Annotated in this window: 17 protein-coding genes; 14 read left to right on the forward strand and 3 right to left on the reverse strand. The window is 65.1% G+C overall.

Annotated features, from left to right (window positions below; genetic code table 11):
* Position 1: 1 nt before the first annotated feature.
* Complete coding sequence (locus EPD81_RS07930; RefSeq protein WP_003465068.1) at positions 2-1,681, reverse strand: DDE-type integrase/transposase/recombinase; 1,680 nt, start codon at positions 1,679-1,681, stop codon at positions 2-4.
* A gap of 155 nt (positions 1,682-1,836) precedes the next feature.
* On the opposite strand from EPD81_RS07930, the gene EPD81_RS07940 reads away from it, so the two are divergent.
* Positions 1,837-2,058 carry a type II toxin-antitoxin system HicA family toxin gene (locus EPD81_RS07940; protein ID WP_055422556.1) on the forward strand — a complete coding sequence of 74 codons (222 nt, stop codon included), beginning with the start codon at positions 1,837-1,839 and terminating at the stop codon, positions 2,056-2,058.
* Between the two features lie 29 nt (positions 2,059-2,087).
* On the opposite strand, the gene hisC is transcribed toward EPD81_RS07940, so the two are convergent.
* Positions 2,088-3,164 carry a histidinol-phosphate transaminase gene (hisC, locus tag EPD81_RS07945; RefSeq protein WP_055422557.1) on the reverse strand — a complete coding sequence of 359 codons (1,077 nt, stop codon included), beginning with the start codon at positions 3,162-3,164 and terminating at the stop codon, positions 2,088-2,090.
* Positions 3,165-3,254: 90 nt separating this feature from the next.
* On the opposite strand from hisC, the gene hisB reads away from it, so the two are divergent.
* From hisB to tatC, 10 genes are all read left to right on the forward strand, one after another.
* Positions 3,255-3,860, forward strand: coding sequence for an imidazoleglycerol-phosphate dehydratase HisB (hisB, locus tag EPD81_RS07950; RefSeq protein WP_141054352.1), 606 nt, complete (start codon positions 3,255-3,257; stop codon positions 3,858-3,860).
* Between the two features lie 7 nt (positions 3,861-3,867).
* Positions 3,868-4,503 (forward strand): imidazole glycerol phosphate synthase subunit HisH, encoded by a 636-nt coding sequence (hisH, locus tag EPD81_RS07955; RefSeq protein ID WP_221929274.1) that lies wholly within the window; start codon positions 3,868-3,870, stop codon positions 4,501-4,503.
* 84 nt (positions 4,504-4,587) lie between these two features.
* Positions 4,588-5,355, forward strand: coding sequence for a 1-(5-phosphoribosyl)-5-[(5-phosphoribosylamino)methylideneamino]imidazole-4-carboxamide isomerase (gene hisA, locus EPD81_RS07960; protein ID WP_142804907.1), 768 nt, complete (start codon positions 4,588-4,590; stop codon positions 5,353-5,355).
* Positions 5,355-6,113 (forward strand): imidazole glycerol phosphate synthase subunit HisF, encoded by a 759-nt coding sequence (gene hisF, locus EPD81_RS07965; protein ID WP_142804908.1) that lies wholly within the window; start codon positions 5,355-5,357, stop codon positions 6,111-6,113. Before hisA ends, hisF begins: the two co-directional genes overlap by 1 nt.
* Before the next feature lie 8 nt (positions 6,114-6,121).
* Complete coding sequence (hisI, locus tag EPD81_RS07970; RefSeq protein WP_370456501.1) at positions 6,122-6,496, forward strand: phosphoribosyl-AMP cyclohydrolase; 375 nt, start codon at positions 6,122-6,124, stop codon at positions 6,494-6,496.
* Entirely contained in the window at positions 6,493-6,864 is a 372-nt protein-coding gene (locus EPD81_RS07975; RefSeq protein WP_142804910.1) for a phosphoribosyl-ATP diphosphatase, read from the forward strand. The genes hisI and EPD81_RS07975 overlap by 4 nt, the downstream gene beginning before the upstream one ends.
* Complete coding sequence (locus EPD81_RS07980; protein ID WP_142804911.1) at positions 6,861-7,226, forward strand: histidine triad nucleotide-binding protein; 366 nt, start codon at positions 6,861-6,863, stop codon at positions 7,224-7,226. The genes EPD81_RS07975 and EPD81_RS07980 overlap by 4 nt, the downstream gene beginning before the upstream one ends.
* Positions 7,227-7,257: 31 nt before the next feature.
* Positions 7,258-7,503: a Sec-independent protein translocase subunit TatA gene (gene tatA, locus EPD81_RS07985; protein WP_142804912.1), complete on the forward strand. Its 246-nt coding sequence runs from the start codon at positions 7,258-7,260 to the stop codon at positions 7,501-7,503.
* Positions 7,504-7,729: 226 nt separating this feature from the next.
* Positions 7,730-8,296: a Sec-independent protein translocase protein TatB gene (tatB, locus tag EPD81_RS07990; RefSeq protein ID WP_142804913.1), complete on the forward strand. Its 567-nt coding sequence runs from the start codon at positions 7,730-7,732 to the stop codon at positions 8,294-8,296.
* Positions 8,293-9,084, forward strand: coding sequence for a twin-arginine translocase subunit TatC (tatC, locus tag EPD81_RS07995; RefSeq protein WP_142804914.1), 792 nt, complete (start codon positions 8,293-8,295; stop codon positions 9,082-9,084). Before tatB ends, tatC begins: the two co-directional genes overlap by 4 nt.
* On the opposite strand, the gene EPD81_RS08000 is transcribed toward tatC, so the two are convergent.
* The gene (locus EPD81_RS08000; RefSeq protein ID WP_142804915.1) at positions 9,085-10,233 is read right to left on the reverse strand and encodes a S1C family serine protease; all 1,149 of its coding nucleotides are present in this window, start codon (positions 10,231-10,233) and stop codon (positions 9,085-9,087) included.
* A 23-nt stretch (positions 10,234-10,256) separates the two neighbouring features.
* Between EPD81_RS08000 and EPD81_RS08005 the strand changes: the two genes are divergently transcribed.
* The 3 genes from EPD81_RS08005 (at position 10,257) to sucC (ending at position 12,990) form a co-directional block, all read left to right on the forward strand.
* Complete coding sequence (locus EPD81_RS08005; RefSeq protein ID WP_142804916.1) at positions 10,257-11,003, forward strand: Nif3-like dinuclear metal center hexameric protein; 747 nt, start codon at positions 10,257-10,259, stop codon at positions 11,001-11,003.
* Positions 11,004-11,068: 65 nt separating this feature from the next.
* Positions 11,069-11,647, forward strand: a complete 579-nt coding sequence (locus EPD81_RS08010; protein ID WP_142804917.1) for a DUF2889 domain-containing protein — start codon at positions 11,069-11,071, stop codon at positions 11,645-11,647.
* 173 nt (positions 11,648-11,820) lie between these two features.
* Positions 11,821-12,990, forward strand: coding sequence for an ADP-forming succinate--CoA ligase subunit beta (gene sucC, locus EPD81_RS08015; protein ID WP_142804918.1), 1,170 nt, complete (start codon positions 11,821-11,823; stop codon positions 12,988-12,990).
* Positions 12,991-13,010: the final 20 nt, after the last annotated feature.

Here is a 13,010-nt window from a genome sequence, read left to right on the forward strand (position 1 = left end):
GCTACCACTCCTCGATCTGATCGAACGGTTTGGCCGGCGGCAGGTTGTCTGCCTGCGGGTCAGCCATGTCCACATCCGGCGGTATGGGCTTGGCCGGTGGCTCCGACGTCTTGAGGTGCTGGCGGCGATCAGCGTCGCGCCGCGCCTTGCGCGTGGCCTTCTGGGCGGTGGTCACGATCTCGCGCATCTGCCCGATCATGCGGAACAGCGCCGACTCGTCCACCTGCTCGCGCCCGAGCTGACGCAATTTGGCCAGCGCCTGGCGTTGTTCCCAGAGGGTGACGGCCGGATGGGACAAGGTGCGGTAGTGGATCTCCAGATAGTGCTGACCTTCCGGTTCCAGTACCCAGATGCGGCTGATGTCGCGCGGATCGCGCCGGATCAGGAAGGCGGGCAAGCGCTCGCGCCGGGCAATCCACGGCTTGAGGGCGTCGGCGTAGTAGTGGATGTGGTCGATGACAAAGCCGGTGCGGGTCAGGGTGCGGCGGATCACCGGCAGGAAATCGACCAAAAACGCGGTGGGGCGGGTAACGACGGCCGGGACGCCAACGCGCTCCACGGCCTCGGCCCAGCGCGCGGCCGGCGGCTGGAGCAGGCCGTTGTGCACGGAGCCGTGATAGGTGCCTACCGCCAACGCGAGCCAGCGCTCCAGCTCGCGCAGCGTCAGGGTGGCCATCTTCTCGGAATCGTACTCGCCGCGCTGGCCGGGATTGGAGAAGGTCGTCCCCGGTAATTCGTCGTGGATCATCTGCATCGCCGTGCCGATGATCCGTTCCACGATGCCGCCGTAGTGCGGCTGGCCTGGTGGGCGATAGTCCAGCCGGATGCCATGCTGTTCGCAGCCACGGCGCAGCGCTTCGCTTTTGAACTCGGCCGCGTTGTCCAGATAGAGCAGCCTGGGCTTGCCGCTCATCGGCCAGTCCATTTCCACATTCAGCCCTTCCAGCCAGGGCCGCTTGTCGCAGGCGGCATGCGCGAGGCATAGGCCGACCGAGACGGCGGACGGCGCTTCCAGCGTGACCACCATGCCGAGTACGCAGCGCGTGAACACGTCGATGGCGAGGGTCAAATATGGGCGGCCAATCGGTTGCCGGTCGCGCTCGTCGACCACGATCAGGTCGATGACGGTGTGGTCGATCTGCACCTGTTCCAGCGGCATGGTGACTTCGGGCGGAATGCCACCCGCGCCTTGCAAGGGACGGGCAGCGTCCTGCCCGCCCCGGCTGCGGGCTATTTTCGCCGGGTGTAGTCCGGCAATCCGCTGGGCCACGGTGTTGCGCGCCGGCACCGGCAGCTTCTGGGTTTTGCACGCCTGCGCGACTTCGCGGTGGAACGCCGCCAGGCTGCGTTTCTGCTTGGTCAGGAAGCGCTTTTGCAGCAGCTCGCGGATGATGCGCTCGACCGGTTCCGGCAAGCGCCCCTTGCCTTTGCCGCCGCCGGATCGGCCGGGCGTCAGGTCTGTTACCAGGCCAGTACCCTGCCGGGCGCGACGGATCAGGACATATACCTGTCGCCGGGACAGGCCCAGCGCTTGGGCTGCCTCATCGGCGGCTTCATGCCCGACCACCTCAAGCGCTGCCAGTGGCCCGATGATTTCCGTCCGGTGCCGGGCTTGCGCCCATGCCTCGTCGGGCAGGGTGGCCACGCCTTGCGCGGCAATCGGTGGAGTGTCTGATGTCATGCCCAAACCTCGCTTTGGTGCACACGAGTATTGAGCATAGTCGAGATTGGTGCAGACGACTCCTGATATTGGGCTGTCAGGAGCCGTATGCACACCAGGCGTTACATCCAGTCAGATGGTGCGGTCGTCTTCTGAAAACGACAACGTGCCCGAACATGCCTAAATTGCCGGTCGTATCCGGGGCCGAAGTCGTGCGCGCTTTGGAGCGGCTCGGGTTCGTGATCGTGCGTCAGCGAGGCAGTCATCTCGTGATGCGTCGCGGCTCGGCAGGATGCGTCGTGCCGAATCACCGTGAGCTGAAAGTTGGCACTTTGGTCGGCGTGCTCAAGCAGGCTGGCGTTTCCATCGAGGCGTTTCTCGAGGCGCTTCATGCCTGATGCTTGACATGTAGATATGGTCTTTACTCCTAACCCCCCAGGATCTCGGCGAGCGCCTCCAGTAGCCGGGCGCACTGCTCGCGGGTGCCTACGGTGATGCGCAGGAAATCGGCGATGCGCGGTTGATCGAAGCGGCGCACCAGCACCTTGCGTTCGCGCAAGGACTGCGCGAGCTCCGCGCCGCTCCGTTCCCGGTGGCGGGCGAAGACGAAGTTCGCCTGCGAGGGGAGCACTTCGAAGCCCAGCGCTTCGAGCCCGCGCGCGAGCGAGGCGCGTGTGGCGATCACGTCCAGCCGCATGGCCTCGAAGTGCGCTTCGTCCTGCAGCGCCGCGATCGCCCCGACCTGGGCGAGCCGGTCGAGGGGGTAGGAATTGAAGCTGTCCTTGACGCGGCGCAAGGCCTCGATGAGCGGCGCCTGGCCGATGGCGTAGCCCACGCGCAATCCGGCCAGCGCCCGGCTCTTGGAGAAAGTCTGCACCACCAGGAGGTTGGGGTAGTGCTTGACGAGCGGGATGGCGCTCTGCGCCCCGAAATCGACGTAGGCCTCGTCGACCAGGACCACGCACTGCGGGTTGCCGGCCACGATGCGTTCGACTTCGGTGAGTTCCAGGGCGATGCCGGTGGGGGCGTTCGGATTGGCGAAGACGATGCCGCCGGCGGCGCGCCCCTGCTGGGGCAGGAAGGCATCTGTGGGCAGACGGAAGTCGTCGGTCAGTGGCACCGTCTCGTGGGGCAGGCCATAGAGCGTGCAATAGACGGGATAGAAACTGTAGGTGACGTCGGGAAACCAGACCGGCCCCGAATGACCCAGGAGCGCCTGGAAGGCGAAGGCGAGCACTTCGTCGGAGCCATTGCCGACGAAGACGTTGTCCAGCTCCACGCCGTGGCGTTGCGCAAGTTCGTGGCGCAGCGCCGTCGCTTCGGGGTCGGGATAGAGACGCAGCCGCTCGTCGAGCTCGGACTGGATGGCGGCGAGTACCCGAGGCGAAGGGCCGTGCGGATGCTCGTTGGTGTTCAGTTTGACGAGATCGGGGATTCGGGGCTGCTCGCCCGGAACGTAGGGGGTGAGCCGCTTGACGGTGGGGCTCCAGTAACGATCGTCCATGCGCCGTTTTCTCGGAATCGGGGTTGCTACGCTTGACACGGCCAATGGTATCATGCGCGGGTCGCCACGTTCCGTTTCTCCGGCTTTTCCATGACCGAATCCTCAGTGGGCCGCACCGCCGTCGTCGAACGCAACACCCTCGAGACCCGCGTGCGTGTGGCGCTCGATCTCGACGGCAACGGCCGCGCCGAACTCTCCAGCGGCGTGCCTTTTCTTGACCACATGCTGGAGCAAGTGGCCCGCCATGGCCTCATCGACCTCGAGATCCGCGCCGAGGGCGACACGCATATCGACGACCACCACACGGTCGAGGACGTCGGCATCACCTTCGGCCAGGCGTTTGCCAAGGCTTTGGGCGACAAGCGCGGCGTGTCCCGCTACGGGCACGCCTACGTGCCGCTCGACGAGGCGCTGTCGCGCGCGGTGGTCGACCTCTCCGGCCGCCCGGGGCTCGTTTTCTGCTGCGAATTCACCCGTGCGCGCATCGGCGCCTTCGACGTCGATCTGGTGCGCGAATTCTTCCAGGGGTTCGTCAATCACGCCGCGGTGACGCTGCATCTCGACACCTTGCGCGGCGTCAATGCCCACCATCAGTGCGAGACGCTCTTCAAGGCCTTCGGCCGGGCGCTGCGCATGGCCTGCGACCGCGATCCACGCCTGGAGGGACGGATGCCCTCGACCAAAGGGGTGCTGTGAGCCAGCCATGAACATCGCGGTGATCGATTACGGCATGGGGAACCTGCGCTCGGTGCAGAAGGCGCTGCAGGCCGTCGCTCCTGGCGTCGAGGTGGCCTTGGCGCGCACGCCGCGCGAGGTGCGCGAGGCCGACCGCATCGTCTTTCCCGGCCAGGGAGCGATGCCCGATTGCATGGGGGCGCTGCAGCGTCAGGAGATGCACGAGGCGGTGGCCTGGGCGGCGCGCGAGCGGCCGTTTCTCGGCATTTGCGTCGGCCTGCAGATGCTCTTCGAGCGATCCGAAGAAGGGGGTGCCGCCGGGCTCGGCCTTTTTGCCGGCGAGGTGGTGCGTTTCCCGCGCGACGGCGCGTTCGCTCCCGGGCAAGCGCATCTCAAGGTGCCCCACATGGGCTGGAACCGGGTCGAGAACGCGCGCGAGCACCCCGTCTTGCCGGCCCAGGGCAGCGGCGAGCGCTATTATTTCGTGCACAGTTACTACGTCGCACCGCGTGACGAGTCGCTCGTGCTCGCCCGCACCGATTACGGCGTCGTGTTTACGTCGGCGGTGGCGCGCGACAACCTCGTGGCCGTGCAATTCCACCCCGAGAAGAGCGGGCGGGCAGGGCTGGCGCTACTCGAGCGCTTCGTGCGCTGGGCTCCATGAGCGCGGCGCAGAGGAGGGGGTGCGGTTCGCCGCACCGGGTGACAACGACGGCGGCCGAGACCGCCCAACGGGACCTGTGACATCATGCTGTTGATTCCCGCCATCGATCTGAAAAACGGCCAATGCGTCCGCTTGCGCCAGGGGCGCATGGAAGAGGCCACGGTATTCTCCGAAGATCCGGCCGCCATGGCGCGCCATTGGCTCGACCAGGGGGCGCGGCGGCTGCACCTCGTCGACCTCGACGGGGCCTTCGCCGGCAAGCCGAAGAACCTCGCGGCGATCGAGGCCATCCTGGAAGAAATCGACGGCGAGGTGCCGGTGCAGCTCGGCGGCGGCATCCGCGATCTCGATACGATCGATCGTTACGTGGAACTGGGCATCGAATACGTCATCATCGGCACGGCGGCGGTCAAACACCCCGGGTTCCTGCAGGACGCCTGCGTCGCCTTCCCCGGCCACGTCATGGTGGGGCTGGACGCCAAGGACGGCAAGGTGGCGATCGACGGTTGGTCGCGTTCGAGCGGCCACGACGTCGTCGAGCTCGCGCGCAAGTTCGAGGACTACGGCGTGGAGGCTATCGTCTATACCGACATCGGCCGCGACGGGATGCTCTCCGGGGTGAACGTCGAGGCGACGGCGCGGCTCGCGCGCGCGCTGCGTGCCACGCCGGTGATCGCCAGCGGCGGCATCGCCTCGCTCACCGACATCGAGGCGCTGTGCGCCATCGAGGAAGACGGCGTGATCGGAGCGATCACCGGGCGCGCCATCTACGAAGGCACGCTGGACTTCAAAGCGGCGCAGGCGCTCGCCGACGAACTCGCGGCGCGGCGCAGCGCGCAGAGGACGGCCTGATGCTTGCCAAGCGCGTCATCCCTTGTCTGGACGTCCATGCCGGTCGCGTGGTCAAGGGGGTCAATTTCGTGTCGTTGCGCGATGCGGGCGACCCGGTGGAGATCGCCCGGCGTTACGATGCCGAGGGGGCCGACGAGCTCACTTTTCTCGACATCACGGCCTCCAGCGAAGAGCGGGCCATTTTGCTCGACGTCGTCGCGCGGGTGGCCGAGTGCGTATTCATTCCTTTGACGGTGGGCGGGGGGGTGCGCCGCCTCGAGGACGTGCGCGCGCTGCTGCTCGCCGGGGCCGACAAGGTGAGCATCAACACGGCGGCTGTGCAGCGACCCGAGCTCATCGCCGAGGCGGCCGATCGTGTCGGCTCGCAGGCCATCGTCGTGGCCATCGACGCCAAGCGCGTCGCCCCCGAGCGCTGGTCGGTCTTCACCCATGGGGGGCGCGTCGACACGGGGCTCGACGCCATCGAATGGGCGCAAAAGGTCTGCGCGCTCGGTGCGGGTGAGATCCTGCTCACCAGCATGGATCGCGACGGCACCAAGCAGGGGTTCGACCTCGAGCTCACCCGCGCGGTATCCGACGCCGTGCCGGTGCCGGTGATCGCGAGCGGCGGAGTGGGCACGCTGCAGCATCTGGTCGAAGGCGTCACGCAGGGGCACGCCGATGCCGTGCTCGCCGCTTCCATCTTCCATTTCGGCGAATACAGCATCCGCCAGGCCAAGGAGGCGATGCAGGCGGCCGGCGTGGAGGTGCGGCTGTGAGCGAAGACCTGTTCGATGCCGTGCGCTGGGACGAAGCCGGCCTCGTACCGGCGATCGCGCAGGACGCGAGCACGGGCGAGGTGCTCATGCTCGCCTGGATGAACCGCGAAGCCCTGGCCGAGACGCTCGCGCGCGGTCAGGCCGTCTACTGGTCGCGCTCGCGCGGCCGGCTATGGGCCAAAGGCGAGACTTCCGGGCACGTGCAAAAATTGGTCGAGCTGCGGCTCGACTGCGATGGCGACGCGCTGCTGCTGCGCGTCGAACAAAAGGGCGGCATTGCCTGTCACACCGGACGGCGGAGTTGCTTTTACCGCGTCTGGCGTGACGGAGCTTGGAAAGTCGTCGAAGCGGTGGTGAAGGATCCGAAGGAGATATACTCATGATCGACTTGGAAGTGCTACGCCGCGTCAGCCAGACGCTCGCCGAACGCAAGGCGGCCGATCCCGACCAGTCCTATGTCTCCAGCCTGTACCAAAAGGGCACGGAGGCCATCCTCAAGAAAGTGGCCGAAGAGTCCGCCGAAGTGATCATGGCGGCCAAAGACGGCGATCGGCTGCATCTGGTGTGGGAAGTCACCGACCTGTGGTTCCATACCATGGTGCTGCTCGCGCACTTCGGCCTGTCGGTCGAGGACATAGCCGCCGAATTCCGCCGTCGGGAGGGCGTCTCGGGTATCGACGAGAAACGCGCGCGCCTGGCCACGGCGGCGGAGGCCGAATCGGTGGTGATTGCCAAAGGAGGGAAAGCATGACGACGCAAGCCGATCCGAACTGCGTGTTCTGCAAGATCGTCGCGGGCGAGATCCCGGCGAAGAAAGTCTATGAAGACGACGAGGTGCTGGCGTTCCACGACATCCGTCCGGTAGCGCCGGTCCATCTGCTGGTGATCCCCAAGCACCACATTCCTTCGACCAAAGAGCTCACCGACGACGACGCCGGCTGGATGGGGCGCCTGATGGTGGCCGCCACCAAGGTGGCGCTCGCGGCCGGTTGTGCCGACGGTTGGCGCACCATCATCAACACCGGGCGCATCGGCCGCCAGGAAGTGATGCACCTGCACGTGCATCTGCTCGGCGGGGGAAACGAGCCTCTGCCCATCATGCTCAAGCGCTGAACCGGGAAGCGCATTCAGGAGGAAAATGATCATGGGTTCATTCAGTATCTGGCACTGGCTCATCGTGCTCTTGGTCGTGGTGCTCATCTTCGGTACGAAGAAGCTGCGCAACATCGGGCAGGATCTCGGCGGCGCCGTACGTGGATTCAAGGAAGGGATGAAGAGCGCGGAGGAAGAAGAGAACGCCGCTGCTACCTCACCCAAGGCCGTGAGCGACCAGACGACGATCGAAGGCACGGTGCGGGAAAAGAGCGACGCGTCGCAGCCCCGGGCGTGAGCCCACCATCGGACGCTTCGAACCGACCTGATTCGCGCTGGCATGCCGATGTGTTTTGGAGCGCAGATGCTCCTGGATGTCGCGCATCCCCAAGCACTGCGCCGCTGCATGGCTGCATTGCACGGTTCCCGGCGACGCGCCGGTCTAGGAGATAGGGCTCCCGCTCCGGGCGCCTTGCCCTGAAGGCGTGTGCGCCGGTTATTCATCATCCGACTGAGAGGTAGGGGTGTTCGACATCGGTTTCTCCGAGATGATTCTGCTCGCCGTGGTGGCGCTCATCGTCCTGGGCCCTGAGCGTCTCCCCAAAGCTGCGCGCACGGCGGGAGAACTCATCGGACGGTTGCAACGTTACGTCTCCGGCGTCAAGGCGGACATCGAGCGCGAGTTGCAGCTCGAGGAGCTGAAAAAACTCCAGTCTCAGATCGAAGCCCAGGCGCGTGAGCTGCAAGAGACGATGCGGCGGCAGGCCGAGGACGTCCAGGCGCCCCTGCGCCAGAGTCTCGAGGAGGCGCGTCAGGCGCTTGCCGTCGAGGATGGTGCCTCGTTTTCCCGTTCTGCACCGGGGCAGCGTCCGTCTGCCGAAGCGAATGAGCCGGTTGCGGGGCAGGATGCGACCACTTCGTCCGCCGAGGTGTCTGCCTCTTCGGTGTCGACGGCCGACATGGGCGCTTTGCCCGAGGAGGAGAAGCGCGAGCCTCTGGTTTCCTTCCCCGGGGCGGGCTCGGTGTCGTCGAGCACGGAGCCCGTTCCTTCGGCATCTACGCCACAGGACATCGGGAAGGCATCGTCATGAGCGAATCGACGCCCACGGAAGACAGCTTCCTGTCGCATTTGATCGAGCTGCGTAGCCGTTTGATTCGCGCGGCCCTCGCGGTGTTGCTCGTCTTTCTTTGTCTCGTGCCCTGGGCGAGTTTCTGGTATGACCTTCTCGCCCAGCCCATGCTGGATGCTTTGCCGGCGGGTTCGACCATGATCGCCACCGGCGTCGTCACGCCGTTTTTCGTGCCGATCAAGGTGACCATTCTTCTCGCCTTTTTCGTCGCCTTGCCTTATGTGCTCTACCAGGCATGGGCTTTCGTCGCCCCAGGGCTGTATGCGCACGAGAAGCGTCTCATAGCCCCCTTGGTGATCGCTTCCACCGTGCTCTTTCTGCTCGGCGTGGCGTTCTGCTACTTCTTCGTCTTTCGTGGCGTGTTTCGCTTCATCGCCGAGTTCGCGCCGGCGAGCGTCCAGGTGGCGCCGGACATCGAGCAGTATCTCGGCTTCGTGATGACGATGTTCGTCGCTTTCGGCGTGACGTTCGAAGTTCCTGTCGCGGTGATCCTGCTCGCCAAGGCGGGCGTGGTCGACGCCACCAAGCTCCGGCAGGCACGTCCTTATGTGATCGTCGGCGCGTTCGTCATCGCGGCGATCGTCACTCCGCCCGACGTCATCTCCCAGTTCATGCTGGCGGTGCCGATGATCTTGCTCTATGAGCTCGGTATCTTGTTCGTGCGCTGGGGCAAGCCGCGCAAGCGCGCGACAGAAGAAAGCTTGCCCTTGCCCCGTGAAGAGACCTCGCCGCAACGGACGCAGGACTGATCACGACCCCTGGCGTGGCCGTTCTCCCGTGACGAGGCGCACTTCGATCGTCCGTCGTTCGCGTTCGATCCGCAGCGTGATTTCCTTGCCAGGGGGGGTCGCCGCGACCATGTCGAGCACCTCGCGTACCGTGCGAGTCGGTTTGCCATCGATGGCAAGGATGACGTCACCGGGTTTGAGGCTGGCCGCGGCGGCCGGGGAATCGGGCAAGACCGCGGCCACTAGCGCGCCTTCGCGGGTGATGATCCCCATCGCGTCGGCCAGGGTGTTCTCGAGCGGTTGCAGCTGCACCCCGACCCAGCCGCGGCGCACGTAACCGCGGGTGCTCAGTTCTGCGACCACTGGCTGAACGATCTGCACGGGAATGGCGAACCCGATTCCCAATGACCCGCCGGTGCGCGAAAAAATGGCGGTGTTGATGCCCAGTAGGCGCCCTTGCGTGTCCACGAGCGCGCCCCCCGAGTTGCCGGGATTGATCGCCGCATCGGTTTGGATGAAATTCTCGAACGTGGACAAGCCAAGGTCGTTGCGCCCCAGTGCCGAAATGATGCCCATCGTCACCGTTTGCCCCACGCCAAAGGGGTGTCCTACCGCGAGCACCACGTCGCCCACGTCGAAACTATCTGGCGGAGCGAAAGGAAGGGCAGGGAAGGGGCCGGAATCCTCGAGCCGCAGGATGGCGAGGTCGCTCTCCTGGTCGCGTCCGGCGACGCGTGCCGGAACACTGCGCCCGTCACCGAAGCGCGCCAGGAAACGCTCGTGTCCTTGTACGACGTGGGCGTTGGTTACGAGCACTCCGTCGTCGGTGACGATGACTGCCGAGCCCATGGCTTCGGGCAAGCGCATCGAGTCTTCGTCGGGTAGCGGAACCTCGGGGTGGCCTTCGGGCAGCTGCAAGGGTCGCGGTGTTTCGCCGTTTTCCGCCTGATTCGGCTCCATGGGCTGAAGTGAAACGACGGCGGAGGCGCCCCGGGCGGCAGCGAAGCGGTAATCTTTGGCCGCCGGCGCCGGGATGGAGGGGGCGTCGCGCTCGACGATGAGCGGGGCACCGGTGTCGAACCACCAGTGCGGCTTGAGGTGCGCCACGACGAAGCCGGCCAGTGCGACGACGGTGACGGTTTGCGCGAAAATCTGCCATAGTTTCTTCATCGGTTCCTCGAGGAGCGGCGAGCATGCGATTGACGGATTTGGTAGAGGCCCTGGACGCTCTCTTGCAACCCGCATCGTTTCGCGATTATTGCCCAAACGGGCTGCAAGTGGAAGGACGGGCCGAAGTGGGGCGCGTGCTCTGCGGCGTGACGGCCAACCTCGAACTCATCGAATACGCGATCGCGGGCGGCTACGACGCGATCCTGGTGCATCATGGCTTCTTCTGGCGTGGCGAGGACCCTACGCTTACCGCCTGGCGTCGTCGGCGCCTGCGGCCGCTGCTCGTGCATGAGGTGAGCCTCATCGCCTACCATTTGCCGCTCGATGCCCATCCCGAAGTCGGCAATAATGCCGTTTGGGCACGGGCGATGGGCTGGCGGGCCGAGGGGCGCTGCGGCGGGGAAGATCTCGTCTGGCTCGGTCGGCCCGAGGGGGAGACGACGCTCGCCGCGCTCGCCGAGCGCCTGAACGCCGTGCTCGATCGCACACCGCTGGTGCTGGGGGAGCCGCAACGGCGCATCGAGCGGCTCGCCTGGTGTAGCGGCGCGGCGCAGGGTGAATTCGCCGCGGCGATCGGCGAGGGGGTGGACGTCTATGTCACTGGCGAGATCTCCGAGCCCTGCGTGCATCTGGCGCGCGATGCGGGGGTGGCCTTCATCGCCGCGGGGCACCATGCCACCGAGCGTTTCGGCGTGCAGGCGCTGGGGCGCTGGCTAGCGCAGGAGCACGGGCTCGAGGTCGACTATCACGACGTTCCCAGCCCGGTGTGAGGTCGAACTGGCGCACGTTATGCGTTAATATGTTCTTTTTCGTCCGTCCCATCCTTTGAACGATCATGGAATCATCCTCCACTGCCTCTTCACGACGGCGCATTCACCGCAGAACCATCGACATCGAAGGTTATCTGCGCGACGATGGCCTGCTCGAACTCGAAGCCACGCTCACGGACGTGAAAACGCTCGACTATCCCCTTGCCTCGGGTCTGCGCAAGGCGGGTGAACCGATCCATCAGATGCACGTTCGCATCACGGTGGATGACGAATTCACGATCGTCGACGCCCAGGCCGAGAGTCCTTGGGTACCTTATCCTGGCACCTGCGAAGCCATCGCTCCTGCGTATCGTCGCTTGATCGGGCTCAACCTGCTGCGAGGGTTTCGCCGCGACGTCGGGGCGCTGTTTGCCGGTATCAAAGGTTGCACCCACCTCACGGAGCTCCTCTATGCCTTGCCCACCGCGGCGATCCAGACCTGGGCCACTTTCAAGAAGCGCGAAGATGAAGGGGATAGAAAACCCTTTCAACTTGATGGGTGCCACGCCCTCGATACGACCTCTTCCCCTGCCGTTGCCGCTTACTACCCTCGATGGTATCGACCGAGGAGGCAGGCGCAGCCTTGCTGCGAAGAAAACGGGTGAAAGGAGGTCGGGGGATTGCCGTTATAATTACATCCACCAGGCTATGGTTTTTTGCTGAGAAGGCGCTGGCGGTAGGACGGCTGCGGTTTCTTTCGGCCGTACCATCGACCGTTGCGTCATGAACGACCAAGCATTGCCCCCTGGGGCGTCGCATAAACAAGCGAAGGGTGACCATGAAAATCCATGAATATCAAGCCAAGGAAGTCCTGAGAAAATTCGGCATCCGTACGCCCAAGGGCGGGCCGGCGTTTTCGGTAGAAGAAGCAATGAAGGTGGCCGAGTCGCTCGGCGGCCCCGTGTGGGTGGTGAAAGCCCAGATCCACGCCGGCGGGCGCGGCAAGGGCGGCGGCGTCAAACTCGCGCGTTCGCTCGATGAAGTGCGTCAACACGCCTCGGCCATCCTCGGCATGCGGTTGGTCACGCACCAGACCGGACCCGAAGGCCAGATCGTCAAGCGCCTGCTCATCGAAGAAGGCGCCGACATCAAACACGAATACTACGTCTCGGTCCTCACCGACCGGGCCACGCAGAAAGTCGCCGTGCTCGCCTCCAGCGAGGGCGGCATGGAAATCGAGGAAGTCGCGGCGAAGACCCCGGAAAAAATCCTCAAGGCCTTCATCGATCCCATCGTCGGTTTCCCCGATGAAGAGGCCGAGCGGCTCGCGCGCGGCATCGGCATCCCCGATGCGTCCGTGCCGGCGGCCGTCGATACCTTGAAGAAGCTCTACACCTGCTACATGGAGACGGATGCATCGCTTGCCGAGATCAATCCGCTCATCCTCGAGGGCGACGGCGGCATTAAGGCGCTGGATGCGAAGTTCAATTTCGACGACAACGCGCTCTTCCGTCACCCCGAGATCGTGGCCTACCGCGACCTCGACGAAGAAGACCCCGACGAGGTGGAAGCCTCCAAGTATGGGCTCTCCTACATCGCGCTCGATGGCAACATCGGCTGTCTGGTCAATGGCGCGGGACTGGCCATGGCCACGATGGACACGATCAAGCTCTTCGGCGGCGAACCGGCCAACTTCCTCGACGTGGGCGGCGGCGCCACGACCGAAAAAGTTACCGCGGCCTTCAAGATCATGCTGCGCAATCCCAAGGTGAAAGGGATTCTGGTCAATATCTTCGGCGGCATCATGCGCTGCGACACCATCGCCAACGGCGTGGTGGCCGCCGCGCGCGAAGTGCAGTTGAACGTGCCGCTCGTGGTGCGCATGAAGGGCACGAACGAGGACATCGGCAAGAAGATCCTCGCCGAATCCGGCCTGCCCATCATCTCCGCCGAAACGATGGCCGACGCGGCGCAAAAGATCGTCGCCGCCGTCTCTGCCGCTCATTGACCGAACCCGCCGTCAAGGAA

The sequence above is a fragment of the Tepidiphilus sp. J10 genome, from assembly GCF_006980785.1.
In the GTDB taxonomy this organism is placed as follows: Bacteria; Pseudomonadota; Gammaproteobacteria; order Burkholderiales; family Rhodocyclaceae; genus Tepidiphilus; species Tepidiphilus olei.